The sequence below is a fragment of the Deinococcus aquatilis DSM 23025 genome, assembly GCF_000378445.1.
GTDB lineage: Bacteria > Deinococcota > Deinococci > Deinococcales > Deinococcaceae > Deinococcus > Deinococcus aquatilis.
The window spans coordinates 15,258-36,382 of sequence record NZ_KB899713.1 but is presented as its reverse complement, the minus strand read 5'-3'; the positions used below and the strand labels follow the sequence as shown (position 1 = coordinate 36,382).

Annotated in this window: 16 protein-coding genes; 10 read left to right on the top strand and 6 right to left on the bottom strand. The window is 62.0% G+C overall.

Translation table 11 applies throughout. The annotated features are described in order from the left end of the window. Positions 1 to 12: 12 nt before the first annotated feature. Together F561_RS0111875 and F561_RS0111870 are read left to right on the top strand one after the other, a co-directional pair. Positions 13 to 531: a hypothetical protein gene (locus F561_RS0111875; protein ID WP_157451818.1), complete on the top strand. Its 519-nt coding sequence runs from the start codon at positions 13 to 15 to the stop codon at positions 529 to 531. Further along, entirely contained in the window at positions 525 to 884 is a 360-nt protein-coding gene (locus tag F561_RS0111870) for a hypothetical protein (RefSeq protein ID WP_019010189.1), read from the top strand. The genes F561_RS0111875 and F561_RS0111870 overlap by 7 nt, the downstream gene beginning before the upstream one ends. Before the next feature lie 305 nt (positions 885 to 1,189). On the opposite strand, the gene F561_RS30315 is transcribed toward F561_RS0111870, so the two are convergent. Further along, the gene (locus F561_RS30315; protein WP_019010188.1) at positions 1,190 to 1,321 is read right to left on the bottom strand and encodes a hypothetical protein; all 132 of its coding nucleotides are present in this window, start codon (positions 1,319 to 1,321) and stop codon (positions 1,190 to 1,192) included. A 448-nt stretch (positions 1,322 to 1,769) separates the two neighbouring features. Here F561_RS30315 and F561_RS0111860 point away from each other — a divergent pair, with 448 nt between their 5' ends. The 4 genes from F561_RS0111860 (at position 1,770) to F561_RS0111845 (ending at position 6,214) form a co-directional block, all read left to right on the top strand. After that, a complete protein-coding gene (locus tag F561_RS0111860) occupies positions 1,770 to 2,741 on the top strand; it encodes an aldo/keto reductase (protein WP_019010187.1) in 972 nt (323 codons plus the stop codon). Continuing rightward, a complete protein-coding gene (locus tag F561_RS0111855) occupies positions 2,735 to 3,673 on the top strand; it encodes an NAD-dependent epimerase/dehydratase family protein (protein ID WP_211214812.1) in 939 nt (312 codons plus the stop codon). Before F561_RS0111860 ends, F561_RS0111855 begins: the two co-directional genes overlap by 7 nt. Continuing rightward, positions 3,670 to 4,662 carry an SDR family oxidoreductase gene (locus tag F561_RS0111850; protein ID WP_019010185.1) on the top strand — a complete coding sequence of 331 codons (993 nt, stop codon included), beginning with the start codon at positions 3,670 to 3,672 and terminating at the stop codon, positions 4,660 to 4,662. Before F561_RS0111855 ends, F561_RS0111850 begins: the two co-directional genes overlap by 4 nt. A 133-nt stretch (positions 4,663 to 4,795) precedes the next feature. Beyond that, complete coding sequence (locus F561_RS0111845) at positions 4,796 to 6,214, top strand: replication initiator protein A (RefSeq protein ID WP_019010184.1); 1,419 nt, start codon at positions 4,796 to 4,798, stop codon at positions 6,212 to 6,214. Between the two features lie 613 nt (positions 6,215 to 6,827). On the opposite strand, the gene F561_RS0111840 is transcribed toward F561_RS0111845, so the two are convergent. Next, positions 6,828 to 8,414 (bottom strand): GGDEF domain-containing protein, encoded by a 1,587-nt coding sequence (locus tag F561_RS0111840; protein WP_157451817.1) that lies wholly within the window; start codon positions 8,412 to 8,414, stop codon positions 6,828 to 6,830. 619 nt (positions 8,415 to 9,033) lie between these two features. Here F561_RS0111840 and F561_RS0111835 point away from each other — a divergent pair. Further along, the gene (locus tag F561_RS0111835; protein WP_245556503.1) at positions 9,034 to 10,593 is read left to right on the top strand and encodes an efflux RND transporter periplasmic adaptor subunit; all 1,560 of its coding nucleotides are present in this window, start codon (positions 9,034 to 9,036) and stop codon (positions 10,591 to 10,593) included. After that, positions 10,590 to 13,964, top strand: a complete 3,375-nt coding sequence (locus tag F561_RS0111830) for an efflux RND transporter permease subunit (protein WP_019010181.1) — start codon at positions 10,590 to 10,592, stop codon at positions 13,962 to 13,964. Before F561_RS0111835 ends, F561_RS0111830 begins: the two co-directional genes overlap by 4 nt. A gap of 118 nt (positions 13,965 to 14,082) precedes the next feature. Here the strand turns inward: F561_RS0111830 and F561_RS0111825 are convergent, their stop codons facing one another. Together F561_RS0111825 and F561_RS25340 are read right to left on the bottom strand one after the other, a co-directional pair. Continuing rightward, positions 14,083 to 15,156, bottom strand: coding sequence for an NAD(P)-binding domain-containing protein (locus F561_RS0111825; protein ID WP_026298846.1), 1,074 nt, complete (start codon positions 15,154 to 15,156; stop codon positions 14,083 to 14,085). 779 nt (positions 15,157 to 15,935) lie between these two features. Further along, the gene (locus F561_RS25340) at positions 15,936 to 17,357 is read right to left on the bottom strand and encodes a replication initiator protein A (protein ID WP_019010179.1); all 1,422 of its coding nucleotides are present in this window, start codon (positions 17,355 to 17,357) and stop codon (positions 15,936 to 15,938) included. A 321-nt stretch (positions 17,358 to 17,678) separates the two neighbouring features. Between F561_RS25340 and F561_RS0111815 the strand changes: the two genes are divergently transcribed. Further along, on the top strand, positions 17,679 to 18,167 hold the full coding sequence (locus F561_RS0111815) for a DinB family protein (protein WP_019010178.1): 489 nt from the start codon (positions 17,679 to 17,681) through the stop codon (positions 18,165 to 18,167). Positions 18,168 to 18,396: 229 nt separating this feature from the next. Here F561_RS0111815 and F561_RS0111810 read toward each other — a convergent pair whose 3' ends face one another. Then, positions 18,397 to 18,972 carry a PaaI family thioesterase gene (locus F561_RS0111810; protein ID WP_019010177.1) on the bottom strand — a complete coding sequence of 192 codons (576 nt, stop codon included), beginning with the start codon at positions 18,970 to 18,972 and terminating at the stop codon, positions 18,397 to 18,399. Between the two features lie 70 nt (positions 18,973 to 19,042). Continuing rightward, a complete protein-coding gene (locus F561_RS0111805; RefSeq protein WP_019010176.1) occupies positions 19,043 to 19,600 on the bottom strand; it encodes a TetR/AcrR family transcriptional regulator in 558 nt (185 codons plus the stop codon). Positions 19,601 to 19,947: 347 nt separating this feature from the next. On the opposite strand from F561_RS0111805, the gene F561_RS0111800 reads away from it, so the two are divergent. After that, entirely contained in the window at positions 19,948 to 21,087 is a 1,140-nt protein-coding gene (locus F561_RS0111800; protein WP_019010175.1) for a carbohydrate kinase, read from the top strand. Positions 21,088 to 21,125: the final 38 nt, after the last annotated feature.

Sequence of the window (21,125 nt, the reverse complement as noted above, 5' to 3'; positions counted from 1 at the left end):
CACACTGCGGCCATGACTCCCCGAATGTTGCCTTGGCTTCTTGCGCTCCCCCTCTGGCTGGCCTCCTGCGGTACCGCCAGCCTGCCGGAGAGAGCGGCCCTGCAACCCCTCGATGACTGTCCGTCATGCGGCATTATGGCGCCCACTCCCACCTTCACCTCTCAATTCTGGACATGGCCCGTTGCCGAGCTGGCGGGCAGTCTGGGTCAGCCACAGCAGTGGACCTACGGTGGGAACCGTCTCACTCTGGCGGGCACGGAAGTGTTCCTGGTTCCGGCCCAGATGCAGACAGAGACTCAACTCCTGTCGGTGGGCTGTGTCCAGGAACGCCTGCACCAGTTTCCTGGAGTCTCTCGCCGCGCCTTTCAATCTACCGCCGCCGTGGATGTCAGCTCGGTAGGCACGCTGGCCGACGCGGACGCCCTGTGCAGCGCTACCTTCGGCGCTGATTGGCAAGTTGCTCGGCCCTCTGTAACTGCGGGGTTCTGGGCTGCGGGACAGCCGCCGGTAGAGTTGGCGGCCACATGGTGATTCGCCTCGAAGAAGAACGACCCCAGTTGAGACTGATGGTTCAGCGCCGACTGAACGATATTCGGCTGGCGCTTGTGGCCCAGCCCTCAACGAGTACCTGGGGAGCGGCGGACCATGATTGGGCACTGACGTTGCTCGACGAGCTGGGCCAGGACTGGGAAACCGAGGGCATCCGGGTCGGGGCCCTGCACGATTTGGGGCAACTGAGCCACCAGCTGGATATGGTGGCGGCCACCGTGACGCGAGCCAACCTGGAAGCTCTCAGCCGTCACGTGCGGTTGGTCTTGAACGCTGCTGCCCTGAATCTGGAACAGAGTGACCCAGACCGGGGAAAACGCCGCCCGCCAGACTAAAAACGTTCCTCACCCAAATTCAGTCCAACGGCAAAATACCGGCACCAGTCTACTGGCCGATGCAGAACTGTTCAGTTGTCCGGCCGCATCGGTGCGTTCGTCTGTAGTGAGTGTTGTCCTGTGGTGAGTGTTCAGAAAGATCTGCAGGCACTACTGCCGGATGTGACGGTGGGACTGTTCGTCTTCCTGAACGCATGAGAAAGAGGGCAAAAGCCTTGGCGCCGCCCTCTCCCCTGCTGTGAAAATCAGCTGTCGTTAGAGCAGCGTCAGGATTCTGAGATCGGTGCTCTGCCCCTCGGTGACCGTCAGAGGATGGGTGCCCGCACTTCACCGTTGCTGGCCTGACCATCCGCGTTCGTATCTCGGATCAGCGTCACTGTGGCCGCGCCCCCGGGCAGGTAGGCGCTCAACTGCAGGTCTGCACCCAGGACAGGCACAAAAGTTTTGCCCAGTATATTCAGGTACAGCAGGGCGAGCTCTACGGCGTGCTCAAAGTTGCGGATGTGCAGGCTCTCGTTTTCTGCTGCTGACCGCCCATGGTGGACTGCAAATCAGCGAGGCGTTGGCCCGGCGCTGGGATGACCTGCAGGCAAAAGCCCGGCGACTGCTGGTGACTTCCGGTAAGGGTCTGAAAAGCCGCGTCGTTGCCTTGTCCACCAGTCTGTTCCTTGCCGCCCAGGTCCCAGCTTACCGGTCATGGCCCGAAACTCTCTACAACACTTTCTCTGGTACTCGCCCCGCCGTTCAGACGCCATGTGGTGCCAATTGCCCGTCTGGAGGTGCGCTTTCCATCTCTGCCGAAACCATGAAGGCCGCGCCAAGATGACGCTGCCGCGCCTGCGGGTGTAGCGTCGGGTCAGAGCGAAATTCAAGGAGGCGTCAACTATGGATTACCGTCATCTGGGCCGCACTGGCCTGAAAGTCAGCCCTCTGTGCCTGGGAACCATGAACTTTGGTCCCGAAACGGGCGAGCAGGACAGCCACAACATCATGGACACAGCGCTGGAGCAGGGTGTCAATTTCTTCGATACCGCCAACGTGTATGGCCGCCAGCCGGGACAAGGCGTGACCGAACAGATCGTTGGGCGCTGGCTGGAGAAAAATCCAGGCAACCGCGACCGGATTGTGCTGGCGACGAAGGTCTACGGCAAGATGGGGGACGGTCCCAACGATCAGAAACTCTCGGCCTACCACATCCGCAGGGCGTGCGAGGACAGCCTGCGCCGCCTCAAGACCGATCATATCGACCTGTACCAGATGCACCACATCGACCGGGCCACACCCTGGGAAGAGGTCTGGCAGGCGATGGAACAACTGGTGCGTGAGGGCAAGGTGCTGTACGTGGGCAGCAGCAACTTCGCGGGCTGGAATATCGCGCAGGCCAACACGCTGGCCGCCCAGCGCCACTTTATGGGCCTCGTGTCCGAGCAGAGCCTGTACAACCTGTCGGCCCGCATGATCGAGTTGGAGGTCATTCCCGCGTGTCAGGCGCTGGGACTGGGCGTGATTCCCTGGAGTCCACTGGGCGGCGGCCTGCTGGGGGGGGTCTTGCAGAAAGCCAGCGAAGGCCGCCGCGCCAGCGAGAACATGCAAAAACAGATCGACAAGCACCGCCCGCAACTGGAGCAGTACGAGGCGCTGTGTCAAGAAATCGGTGAATCTCCGGCAGATGTGGCGCTGGCCTGGCTGCTGCATCAGCCCGCCGTAACCGCTCCGATCATCGGCCCGCGCACGGCAGAGCAACTGGGCGGCGCACTGAAAGCGCTGGACATCAGACTCACGGATGACATCCTGAACAAGCTGGATGAGATCTGGCCTGGCCCCGGCGGACAGGCCCCGGAAGCCTACGCGTGGTGAGGGCTTCCGCCCAGATTCTTTCGGCAGAACCGCTCCCTCCGGCGGGGCCAGTGGTGCTGACCGGCGCAGCGGGTAGGGCCGGTCGCGCAGCCCTGCGACATCTGCTGGAACACGGTTATGAGGTCATTGCCGTCGATACCCAACCTATTCCCAGGCCAGACGGCAACTTTGCAGGTTCCCTGAAGGCCACCCTGCGTGCAGACCTGACCGATCTGGGCCAGACGCTGGAAGTCATGCGGGGGGCGGGCAGCGTGATTCATCTGGCGAATATTCCTGCCCCTGATCTTCAGGCCCCGCACCACACCTTCGTGCAAAACGTGACCATGAACCACAGCGTCTTTACAGCGGCCACCATGTTGGGCCTGGGCCGGGTGGTCTGGGCGTCCAGTGAGACCACGCTGGGCCTGCCGTTTGATGTGCCGCCGCATTACGCCCCGGTAGACGAGGCGCACTACCCACACCCCGAATCGTCCTACGCGCTCAGTAAGGTGGTCACCGAGACGATGGCAGAGGATTTTGCGCGTCACTCGGGCATTGCTTTCGTGGCCCTGCGGTTCTCCAACATCCTGGGGCCTGAGGAGTACCGCCGTTTTCCAGAGTTGGCCTGGCCGGACCTGCACGCCCGCAAATGGAACCTGTGGGGCTACATCGACGAGCGGGACGCCGCGCTGGCCTGCCGTCTGGCCCTGACTGCGCCGCTTGAGGGAGCCAGCAGCTTTATCATCGCCGCCGCCGATACGGTGATGCCCTTCCCCTCGCGCATGCTGATGGCGCAGGTGTTTCCCGATGTCCCGCTGCACGAATCGCTGACGGGTTTCGGAACGCTGCTGAGCATTGACCACGCCCGCGCCCAGCTCGGCTTTGAGGCCCAGCACACCTGGCGCGACACGCTGGGCGATCAGGGCCAGACGTTGGTACAGGAGAAAGCATGAAAGTTCTGTTCATCGGCGGCACAGGCATCATCAGCTCAGCGTGTTCGGAACTGGCGCTGTCGCAGGGCATGGATCTGTTTCTGCTCAACCGGGGCGAATCCTCAAGGCCCGTTCCAGACGGCGCAACAGTATTGCGCGGCGACATCCGCGATCCGGGCAGCGTGCGGGAAGCGCTGGGCGATCTGGACTTTGACGTGGTGGTGAACTGGGTGGCCTTCACACCCGAACACATCGAGACCGACCTGGCGCTGTTTGCGGGCCGAACCAAGCAGTACGTCTTCATCAGCTCGGCCTCGGCGTACCAGAAGCCGCTGGGCCACCTGCCGATCACAGAATCCACGCCGCTGCACAACCCTTTCTGGCAGTATTCGCGCGACAAGATTGCCTGCGAAGATCGGCTGACCCGCGCCTACCGCGAGGGCGGCTTTCCGGCAACCATCGTGCGGCCTTCACACACCTATGACCGGACGCTGCTGCCTATGGACGGCGGCTGGACGGTGGTGGACCGCATGCGCCAGGGCAAGCCCGTGATCGTCCACGGCGACGGCACCTCCCTGTGGACCCTGACGCATCACCGCGACTTCGCCGTGGGCTTCGTGGGGCTGCTGGGCCGCCCGGCAGTGATCGGTGAGGCCGTACAGATCACCGGGGATGAGTGGCTGACGTGGAATCAGATTTTCGAGCTGGTGGCCGGAGCGGCGGGCGCGGAAGCCAACATCGTCCACGTGCCCTCCAGGGTGATCGCCGCTTTTGCTCCCGACTGGGGCGCGGGACTGCTGGGCGACAAGGCCCACAGCGTCATCTTCGACAACAGCAAGATCAAGCGTCTGGTGCCAGAGTTCAGGGCCACCGTTCCCTATGCGCGTGGCGTGCAGGAAGTACTGGCTTGGTATGACGCGAATCCAGTGCACCAGGTCGTGGATACAGAGCTGAACCGCCTGATGGACGAAATCATCGGGCAGGTTCAGGGCGTGGGGCCACGGAGGTAGAGATCTGTGCCCCTCACGGGTACAAGACTGACTCACCTCCACACAACCTGCTGAGGTGCTCCGCCTCACCTTTGGCGTAGAATGACGTCAGTCCTGTGCCTCTTCTTCTCTCTTCTCATATGTCCGCTCTGGTATGAGTAAGAAGGTTGCCAGAGAAAAGAACCTGACCGCTCCCGAGCGCGTCACTGCTCTGGACGTGGTTCTGCCCAGCGGTTTGGGTAGCGTCGCATCCGGAGGTCACGACGAACTCAATGTGGCGCGGCTTTCCCTGATCAGTGCCCAGTCGCGGGTTCCCTCCAGTTACACGAGCTGGACACGCACCTATCAGGCTGGAGAAACGACAGTCACCGTCACCTGCACGGCTCTGACTGGGCATGTCGTGCCGCATGGACTCGACAACGACGTGATGGTCGCCATCATCAACCTCTATCTGGAAGACGGCTGTCCCGAAGACGGCACCATCCGGGTTTCGATGCACCGGTTATTGCAGGCGGCGGGTCTGAACGGCAGCGCCCATTACTACCGGGAAGTGCGTCAGTGCCTACGCAGGCTCCAGAGCACCAGTTACCAGATTGTGCAGGGCTGGTGGGTACATGGCCGTCAGCGGCATGTGGACGCCACCTTCAACTATCTGTGGAAGGTCACCGCCACGCGTGAAGATGACGACGACATCCGGAGCGCTCTGGAAATCCGGTTGCCCGACGAGGTGGCCCGCAGCATCCGTGACGGCTACGTCAAGCCACTGGATCTGGGGGTCTACCGCGACCTCAGCAGTCCGCCAGTGCGGGCGGTTTACCGTGTGCTGGACGCGCTACGCTGGGATTCCGGCTCGGCCCAGAACCGCGTGACCGTGAATCTGCTGGAATGGGGGGAGCGTCTCAGTATCTACAGCGCGGAACCTGACAAGATTCGCCGGGTCCTGCAACCTGCCCACGAGGAGCTGACCCACCGAGGCATCCTGCTGGGCGTCGAGATCGAGGGGCGCGGCAAGGCGCAGCAGCTGACCTACGTCTTCGCCCCGGTCACCCGTTTGCCTGACCCGGAGCTGCTGCACGAACTGACCCGCCGGGGTATGTATCCCGCTGTAGCCGGAAAATACCTGCATGACCACCCTGATCCTGTGCCAGTACAGCGGGCGCTGCGCCAATTTGACGCCTACCCTGGACGCAAACAGAATGCCGGAGCCTTGCTGCGCGATATGTTGATTCATCCAGAGCGGTATGACGATCCCCTGCCGCTTGCAGCGCTCAGGGGAGAACGGTTACGCCCGGCTGCGGCCGTTCAGCCGGTTCTGTTGGAGCAGGAGGTCGAAGCTGCCCAGGTGGCAGAGCTTCTGGCGCTCAGCCCAGCACGGCAGCTATCACGCCTGGAGCACCAGCTGACCTTCATGCAGGTCACGCCCCACCTCTCTGGAAGTGATCGAGAAAGGCTGAAGCGGGGAGTACTCAACCAGCAGGTCTCGGTGGTTCACCTGATTCAGACACTACTGCGGAGTCTCAGCCAATCTCCAGAAGAGCGGGCTGCCCTGATCCGGGCCGCGTTACCCGCTTGAGATTTCCCCCACAGAGTTCAGAAAGGGGAGAGCCCCTTCAACCATTTTTCCGTCCCCTCTCCCTTCATTCGTCAAGTTTGGGGGGAATTGAAATTGAACTCAAAAAAATGCTGTTCCAGACAGTATTCAGATGAAGGCAGCAGGAGTTCGTCAACTTTGGGGGGAATTGACCCTTTTATTCGTCAAGTTTGGGGGGAACCATTCGTCAACTTTGGGGGGAAATTATTCGTCAAGTTCGGGGGGAAAGAAAAAACTCCATTGGGACGTGATTTTCAGGTTCTCTGGCCTTTATTCGTTAAGTTTGGGGGAATCCAATGATGATTCGTCAAGTTTGGGGGGGAATGTTCGTCAAGTTTGGGGGGAATTGACCTTTTTATTCGTCAAGTTTGGGGGGAATGTTCGTCAAGTTTGGAGGGAATTGACCTCTCAATATCCAGAAAAACGCGATCTACACGACAAATGTTGTGATGTCTCTTTCCTCCTATGATGATTGATGATGTTTTTTCTTTTTAAAACTTAAAAACATCAATCATAGAGAAGCAGCGTCCTGAGCATTCACTGCTTGCCCCCAGCAGACCAAATCGGAAAGGGGGAATGAACCGCGCCCCACGCCTCAACTCAAATCAATGATTCGGTCTGTGGAGTGATGTTCCGTTCGAACCACATTGCGCCCGGATGCTTTCGCACGGTACAGCGCCTTATCTGCTGCGTGAAGTGTGGCTTTAAGGTCGCGCTGCCCGTCCAGCATGGCAAGTCCGAAGCTGGCCGAAGTTCTGAGGCCAGGCACCACGTCATCCCAGTTGAGGTCGTTCAGAACCCGCCTGAGGCGCTCGCAGGAGTCCTGGGCATCAGCGAGCGTCACGCCTCTCAGGATGACCACGAATTCTTCACCGCCAAAACGGGCCACGCTGTCCACGGCCCGGACTCCGGCATTCAGGGTTTGTGCCACGCGCGTCAGCACCAGATCCCCTGCTGCGTGCCCCGAAGTGTCGTTGACCTGCTTAAAGTGATCCAGGTCAACCAGGGCAATGGCGCTGCTCTCACCCTGCTGGGCGCGGCCATGCAACTGGGCCAGGAGCTGCATCGCGTAGGCCCGGTTGGGAATGCCGGTCAGCGAATCTTGCAGCGCCGCCTCCGCAAAAGCTGTCGCACGCACCTCGGCTTCCCGGGCCTGCTGCGTGATTTGCCCCAGTAAGGCCCGTTGCTGGTGATATTGTCGGTAAAGCGACTCGACCTGCTGGGTCACTTCCCGCTGCGTCTCAAAGGCCTCCCGAAACTGCTGGGTCTGGGCATAGGCTTCGGCCAGCGCTGTCCGGCCACGGACCGCCCACAGGTCATGTTGCCCGGTCTCGAACTGGGCAATGGCAGCCTCGGCATCCTGAATCGACCCCTCCCACTGCTGCATCCGTGCCCTGACCCGGCTGCGGTTCAGGAGCGCCCGTCCGTACATGACCGTGCTGCCCAGACGCCGAGACACCTGAACGAACTCATCTGCAAACTGCTGTGCGGCGGGCAGATCGTCCTGCCACAGGGCGTAGCGCATCAGGGCGTCCAGGACGTCCAGCAGGTGCAGGGCATTGGTCAGCCCGGTTTGGTTGGCGTGCAGAAGCTGAAGCTCATGTGCAGACGCCCTCAGCCTCATGCGCCATGATTCAAGGTCAGCGATCTGCGTCTCATGGGCCATCAGGGCTTCAGCTGCGCTGACCACATAGTTGATATGGAAGACCTGCCGGAGTTCAGCGGAATCAGGCTGCTTCAACACGCCCAGATAGGGGGGATGCGACAGGGCACCGAGCTGGGTGGCAGCGGCCAGGTACTCGCCGCGCTGCATCTGATAATGAGAGACGTTGACGGCAACCAGGGCCACTCCCCGGTGATCGCCGGCAGCCCTTGCCAGATCTTCGGCGTGGCGAAAATGCTCTGCGGCTCCCAGGTCGTCATAGCCTTCGGCCTGCACGATCGCAACAGCGACGTGGGCTTTGGTCTGAAGGTTCAGGTCTTGACATGCCCGCGCCAGATCGAGACAAGCCAGTGCATGCGTCAGCGCCACCGCCGTCTCCCCGATGTTGAGGGCCAGGTAAGCGGCTTCCCGGTGCAGCAGAGCCTGGTCAGCCGCATCCTGGGATGCCTGAATCTGCTCGTGGAAGCCCCGAAGCTCGTCTCTCAGGGCGGCCATAGAAGGTGGTGGCGTCTGGGTCATGGTGAAGTTCCCACCCTCTTTGCGGTGGGCCTGCGGCTGCGTGATCTCTGAGAAGGTCTCAAAACGTGACTCGGTTTCTGGACTCAGTGTAAAGCGGCACTGGCCCAAGCGGTGCAGATGTGACCTGCTGCATCTGCTCACCTGTTGCCTGATGTGCCGAAACGCGGAAGTGAACGGGATTGCCGTCCCTCTTCCAGCCCGGCGCATTCATGTAGCTACCGTACCAAAACCTGCGTCACGCCTGTCTCACAAGTCAAAAACCCAAGGTTTCAAATCGGGATGCCCGGATCGACTGCACCCCAGCAGACGACGTGACGCCGGGTTCTCTTTTGCAGAAGGCAATGACAGCCCAGCGCATGCGGAGCAGCGTGAAGACAATCCTAAGAATTCGTGATGGTTTCGAAAACAGTCTCCGGCCAACGTTCCGGGAGCGGCTTTCTGTGCAACCGAATTGCCCAAATTGTGCGGGGACGCCGCCTGCTCCAGCGCATTACACGGACGGTCAGGAGGTTTCTGTGAATGAACGCTTTTCTGTTCTGACAGATTTCGCCGCACCAGATCCGGTATTTTCGCAACATTTCTTCGATATTTCTTCGTTAACCAGTGATTCGATGGTTCCATGGATCAGGTATCGAAGACAGTGGCAGACCGAGACGACCTGACTGCTTCTGCTCCGGCTCAGGTGGCTGGAGCCAAGAAACGCCGTTCCTTTCCCTGGGGATGGTTGCTGATTCCCCTCCTGCTTGGCGGAGTCGGTTATGTGGGTTACCGACTGGGGCAGGATGACGGGAGCGGTGCGGCGGGTTCTGGGGGCGGTTTTCAGGGTGGCGGCAATGCAGGCCCAGGCAGCGCAGGTGCAGGCAGTCAGGCCAGAGGAGGCGGCGCTCAGACAGGAGCGGGGCAGACCACCAGAGGGCAGGCCGGTTCCGGCTTCTCCCCCGGTTCCGGTCAGGCCGCAGGAGGCCGCGCCAGCAGCAGCGGCACGGGCGTCACTCTTCCGGTGCAGGCGGTAGCCGTTGAGGAAGGAACGCTGAGTACCGAACGCCGCCTGACAGGTACAGTCGCCTCGGCCCAGACCACCACGGTATCGGCCCGCGCCTCGGGAACCGTCACGACCATTGCCGTAGAAGTCGGCGGCGAGGTGGAGGCTGGACAGACGGTGCTGGCCCTGACCAACAGCGACCTGAATTCCTCGGTAGACAGCGCCCGCAACGCGCTGGAGACGGCGCAGGTGCAGCTGCGCTCTCAGACGAACAGTGTGAGCAGCAGCCGCGCTCAGCTTCAGCAGCAGGTCACTTCTGCGGCAGCGGCGCTGGCGAACACGCAGCAGAGCCTCTCGGGGCTTCAGAAGTTGGCGGCCATCGGCGCAGCGTCGCGGACCGAGGTCAACAACCAGCTGGCGCAGGTCGAGGCCGCCCGCACGACCCTCGTGACCGCGCAGGCCAATCTGGCCGAGAATACTCGTGCACAGACCGAGGGCCTGGCCGAAGCGCGGCTCGCCGTCGAGAGAGCGCAGATCACGCTGAATCAGGCGCAGCAGGCCGCAGGAGCCTTACGCATCACGGCTCCTTTCGCGGGGCAGATCACGGGCCTCAATGTCAGTGGAGGCCAGTACCTCGCCGCCAACAGCGAGGCGTTTTCGCTGGTCAGCCGCCAGCGGCAGGTCTCGGTGAACGTGCCCGCCACCGAGGCTTCCACGCTGCCTGTGGGCGCGGCCCTGACCTTTGTGGTCGGGCAGCAGAAGTACCCGCTCAAGGTGGCACAAAACGCAGGTGCGCCGACCAACGGCAGCGTGCCCACCACGGCGCGGTTTATCGGCTCGGCCCTGCCCGCACTGGGCACCGTCGGTTCGGTGGTCTACAGCGCCAAGGTCGCCTCGGGCATTCTGGTGCCCAGCACCGCGCTTCAGGTGGACGGAGATCAGACCTACGTGTTTACCATCGAATCCGGGAAGGCGCAGCAACAGCCCGTGACGGTCTTGGGACAGGCGGGCACCCAATCGGCGGTCAGCGGCATCAACGCCGGAAACGAGGTCATCACCCAGCCACCGACCGGGTTGCTGGACGGGGCCAGCGTCAGCACGGTCAACAGCAGCGGGCAGCGGGGCAGTCCGGGCAGCCAGAGGATTCCGGGCAGTCCGGGCGCAGGTAGCCCCGCCGGTGCCGGAGGCGCTCCATGATCCGCAATGTGGGCAAAAAGGTCTTCAGCGGCGTCAATCCGGTGATCAATTTCTCGGTCACGCGCTACGTCTTTGCCATCGGCATCTTTGTGGGCATCGTGGTCTTCGGCTTCGTGTCTATGCGCTCTCTGGGCGTAGACCTGCTTCCCACCGTCAATATTCCGGTCGTAAACATCAGTACCTCGTATTCCGGGGCCAGCCCCACCTCGGTGGATGAGGAAGTGACGCAGGTCATCGAACGCGCCGTCGCGCAGGTGCCCAACGTCACCTCGATCAGTTCTACGAGCAGCACGGGCAACAGCCGCGTGACCCTGCAACTCGAAGACGGCACCGACCAGAACGCGGCGGCCAATCAGGTCGCCTCGCTGGTCTCGGCGGCCACCCGCCAACTGCCCGACGGGGCTGGAAGCGCCAGCGTCCGTACCTTCAACCCCAATTCTCAGGCGATTCTGGAATTCGGGGTTTCGGGCGGCACGGCCAGCCAATCCGATGTCTACGACTACGTTCAGAATCGGCTCGTGCCCAGCCTTCAGCGGGTCGAGGGCGTGGCCGACGTGGAACTCAGCGGCGGATCACAGCGCTCGGTCGAGGTGCTGCTGGACCCCAACAAGCTGGCGGCCTACGGCCTGACCCCCCAGAGCGTGTCGAACGCCATCAGCGGCAGCAACGTGCGCTCCTCCATCGGCACCGTGACGCGGGAAGGCAACAGCCTGAACTACACGACCAACGCCCAGCTCACCAGCGTTCCCGATATTTCCAACGTGATCCTCGATCCCACCCGAGGAGTGCGTGTGGCGGATGTGGCGGGCGTACAGGACGGCAGCACGACCACCGGAGTCACCCGCGTCAACGGCTTGCCCGTGGTGCTGGTCAGCATTCAGCAGACCTCCGGCAGCAACGCGGTGGCCGTGGTAGACGGCGTAAAAGAGCTGATCTCAGGCATCGAGCTTCCGGCAGGGTACGCCGCCACCTATAGCAACGACACGACGGGGCCGATCCGCGCCAGCATCGAATCCACCACGCATGAACTGTGGGTCACGGCGCTGGTGGTGGCCTTCGTCACGCTGCTGTTTCTGGGCAGGCTGAATACGGCCTTCACCGTGATCGCGGCCATTCCCATCTCGCTGGCCGCCGCCCCGATCCTCTACAAGCTGATGGGCTTTACCTTCAATCAGGTCTCGTTGCTGGCCCTGATCGTCGCCATCGGGATCGTGGTCGACGATTCCATCGTGGTCGCGGAGAACGTGGAGCGCTACCGGGCGATGGGCTATGACCGCATTCAATCGGTGCTGCGCGGAGCTTCGGAGGTGTTCAGTGCCGTGGCCGCCGCTTCTCTGTCGCTGCTGGCGGTTCTCATTCCGGTCAGCTTTATGGGCGGCATCATTGGGGAATACGTCAAGCAGTTTGCGCTGGGCCTCGCTGCTGCGGTGCTGCTGTCCTGGCTGGAAGCCCTGCTGTTTCTGACCGTCCGAATGGCCTACACACCGGACGCCGAACCGCTGGGCTGGCGGGACGTGCCCCGCGCTTTTGCCCGCCTGCCGCAGGCCGTGCGCTGGGGCGCTGACTCGGTGAAAACCTGGTGGTTCTGGGTGCTGGTTGCCGCCGCCGCCGCCCTGATCTGGACACGGCTGGATAACCGCCTGCCCCTGCTTGCGCTGGTGCTGCTGCCCCTGCTGCTGATGGCCCTGCGCTACGTGTGGGGCGTGCTGCTGACGGTGCTAGAAGCCCTGACCACCACCCTGCACGGCGTCACGGACCGTGGATTGACGGCGGTGCGCGAAGCCTATGCCCGTAGCCTCGACAGCGCCCTCAAGGCCAGCGTGGGCGTGCTCCTGATCGCCGCCGCGTTCCTGGTCGCCACCGTGGTCCTGGTGGTGCCGCGCATGAATTTCACGTTCACGCCGACCACCGATTCGGGCACGTTGCGGGCCTCGCTGCGGGTTCCCAGCGGCCTCGCACTCAACACCCGCAACGAATTGGTCAGCCGTCTGGAGGGTTACTTCATGGGGCGGCCCGAGGTGCAGACGGTTCAGGCCAGCGTGACTGCAGGCGGCACCAGCCTCAACATCACCCTCAAGCCCAAAGAAGAGCGCGAGAACACCGCCGCGCTGACGGCCACCTATCAACAGGCGCTCCGCAGCATGTTCAGCGACGTGCCCAGCGTGCGGGCCAACATCTTCAGCGGAGGCGGTTTCCGGGGTCAGGGCAACAGCCAGAGCCTGACCCTGATCGCCAGCAATTACAACCTGCTCAAGCAGCGGGCAGCGGCGGCGGTCAATATCCTGGAGCAAAATCCGAATGTGCTGAGCGCCAGCAGCAGCCTCGACAACACCACCCTTGAGAATCAGTTCGTGCCCAATCCCAGCCTTCTGGCCGGAACGGGCCTGACCGCCTCGGCAGTGGCGCAGGCGCTCGGCACTTACGGCAGCGGTTCCAGCGGCGGCAACGTCGAGATTGGCGGCGTCACCTACCCGATCACGGTGCAGCTCGACTCTCAGTACCTTCAGGATGACCAGTCGCTGCTGTCGCTGCCGATCTACAGTTCTGCCCTCGGCAGCAGCCTGACGGTGGGCCAGCTCGGCAGCATCGTGCAGACGAGTGCGCCGACCAGTGTGGAGCGGACCAACCGCCTGTATAGCCTGAATCTCACGGTAGAGCCAGACCCCAATAGCGGCCTGACCAGCGCCCAGTTGCAGACCCAGTTGACGGCGGCACTCACGCAGGCGGGCATCATCGACAACCTCGTTTCGGTGGGGTCGGCAGATGCCAACAGCGGCTTTGCGCTGGGCAATCAGGTGGGCAGTTTGGGCCTGCAGGCCTTCGCCATTTCCATGCTGCTGGTGTACCTCGTGATGGGCGCACAGTTCAATTCGTTCCGCTATCCGCTGTACCTGCTGCTGCCGGTGCCTTTCGCGGTGGCAGGAGCCTACTGGATGATGTTTCTGGTGGGCGGCACCCTCGACATCTTCGGGGTGCTGGGCTTCCTGCTCCTGATCGGACTTTCGGCCAAAAACGCGATCATCTATCTGGAATTCGTGGTCGAGCAGATGCAGGAGCGGCCCCTGCGAGAAGCCCTGATCGAGGCGAGCCGCCTGCGTTTTCGCCCCATTATCATGACCACCCTCACGGTGCTGGTGATCAGTATTCCCCTGCTGCTCAGCACCGGCAGCGGCAGCGAGTTCGGCAAGAGCCTGAGCATCATCATCGTGGGGGGCATCACGGTTTCAGCCCTGATGACTTTCTATGTCGTGCCCGCCGCCTTCTACCTCTTTGAGCGCAAACGCGCCCCCAGGAGCACGCCGCAGGGAACAGAAGCGGCTGTGTTTGACCGGCCCCTCCCCCAGAGCAGCAGTCCGGCTCCCGGCGCGTAATTCAGGAACAGCAAGAATCGGGGGGCAGGCAGTCTGAATTCTCGGCTGCCTGCCGCTTTCTGTCATTCTGATCACTCAAACGACACTTTTCTGAGCGCATGTTTCCTGCAAAGGGGACTCAGGGCAGATGTAACCAGGCCAGCAATTCCTGTGCCGCCGCACCGCCCGCCCGGTTGGCGCCGATTGTGGAGGCGGATGGCCCGTACCCGACGAGATGGATTCTCGGGTCCTTGGCGACCTGTGTGGCCAACCGGCCTGTCATGATGATCCCGCCGCCCGGTTCCCGCAGACCCAGGGCAGACAGATGATCCAGAGCGCTGCGGAATCCTGTGCACCACAAGATCACGTCTGCGTGCAGCGTCTGTCCATCTGACCAGCGAACTCCATCCTCGGTGATCTCGCTGAACATGGGCCGCCGCTCCAGAACTCCCCGCGCCCGCGCCGCCTGCACCGCTGGGGTGTCGAGAAGTCCCGTGACCGACACGACCGATTCGGGCAGCAGCCCTTGCCTGACCCTCTGATCCACCAGGGCGACGGCGCTGCGGCCAGCCTCCTCATCGAAGGGGCCAGAACGGAACTCTGGCTCGCGCCTCGTGACCCAGGTCGTGGTGGTGACCTGGGAAATTTCATCCAGCAGCTGAAGGGCTGAGATGCCGCCGCCCACAATGACGACGTGCTGACCAGCGAACGCCTGAGCCGAGCTGTAGTCCCTGGTATGCAGTTGGAGGCCCCTGAACCGGTCTGCGCCGGGATACACCGGCACGTAGGGGGCTTCCCAGGTGCCGGTGGCATTGAGGATGCCCTGAGCAGAAAATGCCACGCGGTCTGTGGAGACGAGAAGGCGCTCGCCACGTTCCTGAACTGCCGTGACCTGCACGGGCCGGTAGACAGGCAGCTGGAAGGCCCGTTCATACGCCGCGAAGTAGCGGGGAACAGCCACACTGGCCTGCACATCTGTGGCCCCCACCCCGGCGGTGTCGGCGAAGGGCAGACCTGGCAGATCGTGAATGCGGTTGACCGTGCTGAGCGTGAGGGAGGGCCAGCGGAACTGCCAGGCACCGCCCGGCTGCGGAGCGTGGTCGAGCACCACGAAACCGCGATGGGGCGCGAGGCCACGCTTCTGAAGGTGGTAGGCCGCTGACAGGCCAGCCTGCCCAGCCCCGATGACCACGATGTCAGTTTTAACTGCCACGCCGGAAGCCGGAGCGCGGAGCGGAACGGAAGCCTCAGATTCCACAGGCGGTTTCACAGACCAAGGGGTTGAGTAGAGATACTTTATGGGCGTCATTCATTGTCAAAAACTACCGTGTTCAGGCAGGGTGAAGTCTGAGGCCACACGCTAACTCCTCCGTGGGTCTCTGTTGACCTGTGTGCCGCCGCTGCCAGCATCTGGAAAAAGCAACTCGCGCACCCACCTGGCGGGCTGCTGACCAACAGGCTGTCCGGTTGTTCGACCTCTACCCTGGATTCTGGTGGCCTCTTCTCACCGCGTCTCCATTGGCCTGGAAATGATGTTGACTTTCCTCCTGATTGAAAAGATTTAAAAACTTGATGAAATAACATCATCAGGCGGCGAAGGAAAAGCCCAGCCAGTGCAGCTTTTCGCAGTTTTCCCCTCAGAAACTACGGGAAATGGGGCCTGTTTCCCCTCAGAAAATACGGGCAACATTCGACCTAGGCCCTCAGAAAATACGGGAGAGAAGACTTTACTGCTCTCTTTTTCCCCTCAGAAACTACGGGCAATCTGTTCGCCATCCCCTCAGAAACTACGGGTGGGAAAGAGGAGCATCTAACCTCTGTCCCCTCAGAAACTACGGGAGATACCGGGACAAAATCTCCCTTTCCCCTCAGAAAATACGGGAGAGATGGTTTCGGCCAAAAAACACTGTGTAACATAGGTTTTTTTTGCTCTTCCCCTCAGAAAATACGGGTGAGCGGGATTCCCTTCCCCTCAGAAAATACGGGCTGCTTTCAGAGATGAATTCGGACATCTTCGACCACGGCAGCGATGGCGGGTGCGCCTCCGACCATGGCGTGGGTGGCGGCCCTCACGAGGTGGCGACCATCGAGGCTCCCCGTAAGCACCACGTCGGCGAGGCGGGCGCGTTCCGGCACTGTGAAGTGCTTGAGGATGCCCAGCACGCTGAGTTGGCGCAGCATCCAGTCCACCAGATCGGTGCCGCTGAGGGCCGCTAGGCGCGCTTCTTCTCTGGCCAAGTCCAATTCGCTGTCCTCGGTACGGGGATCTGCTGGGCGCGGGGCGGCTGACTTTGTCGGTGAACCCGCTCCAGTACTGCTCCGCTTTCCGTAGCCGGGTAACTCGGCAAAGTCTTCGGGGCGCTGGACCATCGCCACCAGGAGGCCGCCCGGATTGCCCACCGGGCGCAGGCTGACTTTCAGGTAGTGGTCAAAGCGCTGGGCCGCTTCCTCGATGCGCTCTGGGAACACCGTGGAGAGCCGCACCGCCACGCCTTGCTTGACGCCCCGCGCAGTGAGGAGCGCGGCCAGGTCCGGATGCTCGCCCTGAGGCGGCGGGCCGAACACATACCGCACCACCTTGTCGCGGCCCCGGCCTGTAATTTCCACAGCGGCCACATAGCCTTTGGCTTGAAGCTCCTCATGCGCGGGTGTGAGGGTGCGCACCACGTTGTCAGGGCGGTCGCTGAGCAGTCCCAGCCGGTTGCCCCAGGCCATCAGGGGCGCGCTGAGTTCCCGCACCAGGCCGTCGGCGGTGGACTCATCGAAATGCAGGGCGTCGAGTTGCCGGTACACTGCCCGCACCAGGGGCTGACTGAGACCCCGGTAGAAGTTGAGGTCGAGTGGCTTGATGTATCCGGCCCGCAGGCTCTCCATCACGGGGGGGGCCAACTGCACTGTGACCACGCTGGTGCCCTGCACTCCGGTCCGCGAACGGGCATAAGACAGGTAACTGACCTGCGCGAACGACTGGGTGGTCCAGCTGTGTGGCCCCTGCTCAAACCAGCCTTCGTCAATGGTGTAGGACGCCTTGTTCAGGCGCACCAGACTCTCCTCAAGTGCCCGGTAATACTGGGCTGAGTCGGAAAAGCCGGAAGCTTTCAGCAGGCCGTAGGCCGATACGCTGAAGGGGCCGTCGGGCAGACCCGCCTCAAAGCACAGGTTGACCAGCCCCACCATAAAGTCGTTGTCGAGGCCGTGCGGCACCACCTGATCATCTGGAACCGTGCAGGTGATGATCACCGGACGGCCGTCGGGCGTGGTGATCTGCTTTTGCCAGCGGCGCAATGTCCCCGGTACCGTTTTTTGGCCGCTGATCAGGGCCAGGCGACCCAGGTTGAGTTCATCGTAACCGCCCGTTACGTCAAGCACCAGCGGCGAGATTCCGGCGCTTCGCCGTGGTTTGCGCTCAGGCATAGGGCACTATAGGGTTCACAGCGGGCCTCCGACAAACCCCTCAGAAACTACGGGTAAGACCGGGGAGAATCTGAGCTCCTCAAATATTTTGTGAGGCTCTGGAAACTGTTTGCTCGGCTCAGGCAGGCCAAGACTGAACCGGTGTTCCACCAAACTCTGCTAACCCCAAGTCACGATCCAATCGAATAGTTCTTCAGTGGTGAATTGACCGCCAAGATGGCTGTGTCCAGTTGGCTGAGATCATCAAGATTGAGAAGTCTGCACTGGCCATTCTCACGTCGGAAGTTTCTGTGGCGGCTCCTGGTGGCTGATAATTCCGGTATGGATCCTTCATTGCCGCTTCTGTACAACTGGGCCAAACGCACCCGCGAAGTGCTGCTGGATTACACTGAATCTTTGCCGCCCGAGGTCTATATCTTTGAGCACCCGGACTTCGCTTACGGCAGCATCCGTAATATCCAGGCCCATGTGGCCAATTGCTACCTCTCATGGGTGGGGCGTTATGGGCTGGACCTGGAGCGGTATCACGACCAGTTCGAGGCTTCAAGCCTGGAAGATGCGTCAGCCATGCGCACCAAGTTTGGCGAAGTGGATCTGGTCGTGGAACAGGCCTGCGCCAGCTTTGCGCAGCCCGACGAGATCTTCGAACTTGTTCGGCCAGGGCGCGACCGCCTGCACGTCACGCAGCGTTGGCTGATCATGCATCCCATGACACACGAGTTTCACCATAAAGGCCAGTTGCTGGCGCTTGGGCGAGTTGTGGGCCATCCACTCCCAGCAGGTGGCGATACCGACCTCGTCTTACCGTAGGACCCGTCGCGCAGGCCAGCTGGAGTGTGAAGAATTACAGGCTGAGCTGCCCTGGCGGCAGGAACGAATCGGCGGTCCGCCTTTGGCTGCCTGTATTCGTCTGTCCTCATGACATGTCTCTGGACTACGCCAGGCTTCATCAACTGATTTGTGTACAGGCGTTCGGTCAGCCTGCTCTGCCTATCTTGCCGCAACACAACCGGCGCGCGGCCTCTTTGCTCAATTTCAGTTACTGGCCCGTCTCGTGTGGAGGTGCTGAAGAGGTGGAAGTGCTGCCCCGCAGGATCAGACAGGTGGTGGTCGCCGTGGCGTAGATTTTGCCAGCCTCATCCACGATCTGTGCGCTGGCAGTGGCGACCTGACGCGACACGCTGATGACTTCGGCCACCGCGCGAACCTCACCCATGCCCAGCCGCAATGGGCGCAGGTACTTCACCGCCAGATCAACGGTGGTGTACCCCACCCCGGCAGGCAGCATGGTGTGGATGGCGCAGCCCAGCGCCGAGTCCAGCAGCGTGGCGTATACGCCGCCGTGTACGCTTCCAATCGGGTTGTAGTGGAATTCCTGCGGATGCAGGCGGAAGGTGACCTGACCCGGTTGGACATCCTGTTCGTCCAGAATATGAAAGCCCATGGTCTGGCCAATCGGGGGTGGAGGAAACTCACCCCGTGCCATCCCCCGCACGTACTCCAAGCCGCTCAGACCAGAGGCGACCCCTGCGCCGATCAGCGGGTCTTGCCAGGTATAAGTACGCATGCGCGGTGAAGAAGTGAGTTCGGCGGGCTTGTCTTCGGTCTGGGTCATGTTGCTCCTCGGCTCACCGCGTGAGCGCATAAAATGGCCTGTCGTTGATGGAATCGAGAGGAGAAAACTCTCAGTCTGGGGAGGCGAGGGCGGCGGCAACGCGTTCAAGCACCTGATCGGAGAGCGGTGACCCTGCGGCGGCGCGGGAGACCAGCAGTGCCCCGATCAGCGTGCAGGCTGTGACCAATCCATCGCCTCCAGGCTGATCCAGCCATTCCCCCAACTGCGCAACCCCACTCGTCAGCAGGTCGCGGGTCTCGGCACTGTCTGTGCGGGCAATGTCCTGAATCAGCCCGGCGGTAGGACAGCCCCGCCCCGGACGATCCCGGTGGGCCGCCGACAGGTAACTCTGGATAAACTGGTGCTGCGCGGCAGCGTGGTCGGCCGTGCTGGCATCAAGCCTGGTCAGTCGGGCCGTCATGCTGTCGTAGGCATAGCGGGCCGCTTCCGGCAGCAGGGCTTCTTTAGAGTCGAACTGGCGGTAAAAGCCGCCATGCGTGAGGCCAACGGCGGCCATGATGTCCTGCACGCTGACGTGATCGACGCCCCGTTCGCGAAACAGTTCGGCAGCGGCCTGGACGGTCAGTTCCCGGTTCTGGGCAGCTTGGGTTCTGGACACTCTGGGCATGATTGCTCCTCTCTCCTCTGGGAGGCGTACACAGTGAGTCTACGGGCCTGCATGGAGCCACCTCCCGTTGACCTCACTTAGATTATTAGTTTAATCTATTTTAAATGGTGTAGATCATCTGATCTGAGTTGGGGTCGTTTTCAGGCGGTCCAAGTTCTCTGGATGTGCCCAGGAAGCTTGGCATGTACAGTGAAAATTTCGCTGATCTTGTTACGGGAGCCCATCATGGTCTCACCCAGAGTCCCTGGCCACCAGCATGCCTGGAGCCTGCGATCCCTTATGCCTCTGGTGCACTCTCGACCCGCCCATTGCTTTATTGCAGCTAGTTGCTTTATTGTGGTTAAGACATGGCCCTGACCGACACCGAATCCGCGCTGCTGACTCTCATTCGGGAGACCCCGCTTGCCAGTCCAGAGGAACTGGCCCGTCGCCTGGGTACCTCACGGGCAGCGGTGAACGTGCATGTGAGTGCGCTGGTTCGGAAAGGCGCACTTCTGGGACGTGGGTATCTCCTTCCGACAGACGGGCCAGTGCAACGGGTGGTCGTGGTCGGGGGCATGAACGTTGACGTGAAGGCGCAGACGACCACAACGGCGATTGCCGGAACGAGCAATCCGGGCACGCTGGTTCAGGCTCCAGGGGGAGTGGCACGGAATGTGGCGGAGAATCTCGCCCGCCTCGGCATCGCCGTCTCACTCATCTCGGCGGTCGGGCGGGACCTGCTGGGAGACAATCTTCTGAGGGATACGGCCGCTGCTGGCGTGGATATCAGCCCGGTCTTGCGGGTGGATGGAGAGCCGACCGGAACCTATACGGCTGTACTCGGAAAAGATGGTGAACTGCTGGTGGCTGTGGCGGCCATGAGCGTCATCAACGCCCTGACTCCAGCCGCGCTCCAGGAACGGCGCAACGTGCTGCGCGGCGCCTCATGGCTGGTGGTGGACGGCAACCTCTCCAGAATGTCACTGGCACACCTGCTGACCCTGACCACCGAGCTGGGCATCCGGGTGGTGTTCGAGCCGGTCAGCGCCCCCAAGGGAGTGCGGCTGCGGGAAGTGATGGGCACCGACCTGAACGGGAAGCGGCTGGTGCCTTTTGCCGTGACGCCGAATGTGCTGGAACTGAGCGCACTGCTGGGCCGGGACCTGCCCGATGACCCCGTAGCGTTGCGGGCCGGTGCCCTGGAACTACACGCTCAGGGGGTGGAGCTGGTCTGGATCAGACGCGGCAGGCTGGGGAGCCTCCTTTCGACTCCTGAGGAGATGCACGAGCTTCCCGCGCTGCCAGCAACCGTCCGTGACGTGACGGGCGCGGGCGACGCGATGCTGGGGGCCTTTCTGGCGGCCCTGGCCTCGGGTCTGCCTGCACTGGAAGCGGCCCGGCATGGGCATGCTGCTGCTGCCCTTACCGTGGAAAGTGAGCATACCGTTTCTCCCCTGCTGTCGCCCACGGCCCTTCAGGAGCGCCTCTCGTCGATTTCCCACTGAACGCCCTGTTCTCTTCTCTTTCCCGCTTTCTTTTTCCA

Excerpts from the sequence above, each read along its gene's own strand:
- F561_RS0111840 (WP_157451817.1), bottom strand. The coding sequence starts at position 8,414 with ATGACCCAGACGCCACCACCTTCTATGGCCGCCCTGAGAGACGAGCTT.
- F561_RS0111870 (WP_019010189.1), top strand. The coding sequence starts at position 525 with ATGGTGATTCGCCTCGAAGAAGAACGACCCCAGTTGAGACTGATGGTT.
- F561_RS0111850 (WP_019010185.1), top strand. The coding sequence starts at position 3,670 with ATGAAAGTTCTGTTCATCGGCGGCACAGGCATCATCAGCTCAGCGTGT.
- F561_RS0111875 (WP_157451818.1), top strand. The coding sequence starts at position 13 with ATGACTCCCCGAATGTTGCCTTGGCTTCTTGCGCTCCCCCTCTGGCTG.
- F561_RS0111830 (WP_019010181.1), top strand. The coding sequence starts at position 10,590 with ATGATCCGCAATGTGGGCAAAAAGGTCTTCAGCGGCGTCAATCCGGTG.
- F561_RS0111805 (WP_019010176.1), bottom strand. The coding sequence starts at position 19,600 with ATGCCCAGAGTGTCCAGAACCCAAGCTGCCCAGAACCGGGAACTGACC.
- F561_RS0111800 (WP_019010175.1), top strand. The coding sequence starts at position 19,948 with ATGGCCCTGACCGACACCGAATCCGCGCTGCTGACTCTCATTCGGGAG.
- F561_RS0111835 (WP_245556503.1), top strand. The coding sequence starts at position 9,034 with ATGGATCAGGTATCGAAGACAGTGGCAGACCGAGACGACCTGACTGCT.
- F561_RS0111860 (WP_019010187.1), top strand. The coding sequence starts at position 1,770 with ATGGATTACCGTCATCTGGGCCGCACTGGCCTGAAAGTCAGCCCTCTG.
- F561_RS0111815 (WP_019010178.1), top strand. The coding sequence starts at position 17,679 with ATGGATCCTTCATTGCCGCTTCTGTACAACTGGGCCAAACGCACCCGC.
- F561_RS0111810 (WP_019010177.1), bottom strand. The coding sequence starts at position 18,972 with ATGACCCAGACCGAAGACAAGCCCGCCGAACTCACTTCTTCACCGCGC.
- F561_RS25340 (WP_019010179.1), bottom strand. The coding sequence starts at position 17,357 with ATGCCTGAGCGCAAACCACGGCGAAGCGCCGGAATCTCGCCGCTGGTG.
- F561_RS0111845 (WP_019010184.1), top strand. The coding sequence starts at position 4,796 with ATGAGTAAGAAGGTTGCCAGAGAAAAGAACCTGACCGCTCCCGAGCGC.